General features: G+C 65.1%; 2 protein-coding genes. Both read left to right on the top strand.

The window, feature by feature from the left end; all coding sequences use genetic code 11:
* Window positions 1-705: 705 nt before the first annotated feature.
* Window positions 706-1,962, top strand: coding sequence for a group II intron reverse transcriptase/maturase (gene ltrA / locus D5S19_RS03145; protein ID WP_199730317.1), 1,257 nt, complete (start codon window positions 706-708; stop codon window positions 1,960-1,962).
* A partial coding sequence (locus D5S19_RS34020; RefSeq protein ID WP_407641703.1) for an IS3 family transposase occupies window positions 1,887-2,447 on the top strand: 561 nt, incomplete at its 3' end. The genes ltrA and D5S19_RS34020, both read left to right, overlap by 76 nt.

Below are 2,447 nucleotides of genomic sequence, written 5' to 3'. Positions count from 1 at the left end.
TTCGCGCACTGGCGGTGGGTCCACGCATTCTGGTGAAAGGATGAGAAGAGCCGGGTAATGGGAGACTATTACGCCCGGATCTGAGGGAGCGCGGGGGTGAGATTCCCCCGCGCCACCCGACCGGCGTACGTGTGTCCTGAACACTTCGAGGCCGCCGTGTAGCAGTGGTCGGGAAGTGGTGCTGTGCAAGAGATGGAGGTAGGTCCTCCGCAGTCAGCCGTGCAGGCGGGGGCTGCAAACCACCGCGAGCTGCGTCGGTCAAGAGCCGGGGTGGTGAGCGTCGCGGAAAAGACGCGCCGGCGAGCGCGTCAGGTGTGGGCCGCGAAGGCGAGTGAAACCGAACCCTTGTGGAAGCGTCGAAATGCTTAAGACGACATCAGAACCAGGATGTGTATGCGGTCCTGGGATGAGTCAGGGAGGCAGCCTGTTGACTGCCCTGGCGGTGTCCGGCGTGAAGAGGGCGCGAGCGCGGTTCAGGCTCTTGCATGGAACAGGAGAACCTGTCGTCCTGGAATCCTCGCCCGAGGTTGGGCGGGGTGGAGGGAGTTCCTCAAGCGGCGGAAACCGTGAGAGGCAGAGTACCGGTCCAGGTCACAGGGGCGGACCGTCCCGTAGTAGTGACGAAGCCTCGGTAATCGGGGTGGAGCGAAGGGGACGGGCCATCCGGTCTCAGTCTCCGGTCAACCACGGTAGTGGGAGGAGCCGGTGAGTGAGACAAGGTTGAAACCGTTCGATATTCCCAAGAAGTTGGTGTGGGAGGCGTATCAGAAGGTCGCGGCGAACAAGGGTGCGGCGGGAGTCGACGGCCAGTCGATCGCCGAGTTCGAACAGGACCTGAAGGGGAACCTCTTCAAGCTCTGGAACCGGTTGTCGTCGGGCAGCTACTTCCCGCCGCCGGTGCGCGCGGTGGAGATCCCCAAGCCTGGCAAGCCAAACGAGGTCAGGACGCTCGGGGTGCCCACCGTGGCCGACCGAATCGCGCAGACTGTGGCGTGCATGGTGCTGGAACCCGAGGTAGAACCGCTGTTCCACCCGGATTCCTACGGCTATCGGCCGGGCCGGTCGGCGCATGACGCGTTGACAGTGGCCCGGAAACGGTGCTGGGAGAACGATTGGGTGGTCGACATGGACATCCGGGCTTTCTTCGACACCATCGATCATGGTCTGTTGATGCGGGCGGTCGAGCGTCACACCAGCGCCCCGTGGGTCGTGTTGTATGTGCGCCGCTGGTTGGCGGCGCCGATGCAGTGCCCGGACGGGACGCTGGTGAGCCGGGATCGGGGCAGCCCGCAGGGCTCGTCGATCTCACCTCTGCTGGCCAACCTGTTCATGCATTACGCGTTCGACATGTGGATGGCCCGGAACTATCCGAGAGTCCCGTTCGAGCGGTACTGCGATGACGTGGTGGTGCACTGCCGCAGCAAGGCCCAGGCGGAGTTGGTCCGGGACAGGATCTCGGGCCGGCTGGCCGAGTGCGGGCTGGAGCTGCACCCGACCAAGACCAAGTTGGTGTACTGCAAGGACGTCACACGCTCGGGCTCGCACGAGCACGAGCAGTTCACGTTCCTGGGCCACACCTTCCGGCCCCGGCTGGCCAAGAGCAAGCACGGCGACTTCTTCGTCAGCTTCGCGCCCGCGGTCAGCCGGGACAACCTGACCCGGATCCGACGGGTGATCCGGGGATGGCGTCTGCATCGACGCAGTGACATGACCTTTCAGGAGATCATCGCCCACATCAACCGGCATGTGGCGGGATGGATCGCCTTCTACGGGCGGTTCCGCAAGTCCGAGCTGTATGCCGCCCTCCGTGGTATCAACACCTTCCTCATGCGGTGGGCCGTGCGGAAATACAAGTCGCTCAAACGTCGGCCGAAGCGGGCGTGGGCATGGCTGAGGGACGTGGCTGGCCGTGTTCCTTGGCTGTTCGCGCACTGGAGGCTCGGCGTTGTGCCTGGACGGTGACGACTGGATGGTGGGAGCCGTGTAAATCGAGAGGTTTACGCACGGTTCTGAGAGAGCCGGGCGGTGAGATCCCGCCCGGCCACTCGCCTTTGCCGCGATGCAGAAGAACCGGCCCGGTTCGCTCTGATGGCCAAGTACGCCGGCCCCGACGAGCTCGCCGAGACCACCGGCGCCACCTCACCGACGCGCACGCGATTCTCGGTACGGCGCATGGCACGGCTGCTGGGCGTCTCGACGTCCGGCTACTACGCGCACGCCAAACGCGTGGCGGCGACGGTGCTGACGGCTCGGCAGCAACGCCGCGCCGATCTCGAGGTGAAAATCACCCAGGCGCACCAGGACTCCCGCGCGGCACCTACGGGTCGCCGCGGATCACCGCCGAACTCCGCGACCAGGGCGAGGTCGTCACGGCGAAGACCGTCGCCAAGATCATGGCCTCGATCGGTCTGGAGGGCATCAGCCCACGCACGTTCAAGGTCAAGACG

This window comes from Amycolatopsis panacis (assembly GCF_003600245.1).
Taxonomy (GTDB): domain Bacteria; phylum Actinomycetota; class Actinomycetes; order Mycobacteriales; family Pseudonocardiaceae; genus Amycolatopsis; species Amycolatopsis sulphurea.
This window is presented reverse-complemented; position numbering and strand designations above follow the sequence as displayed.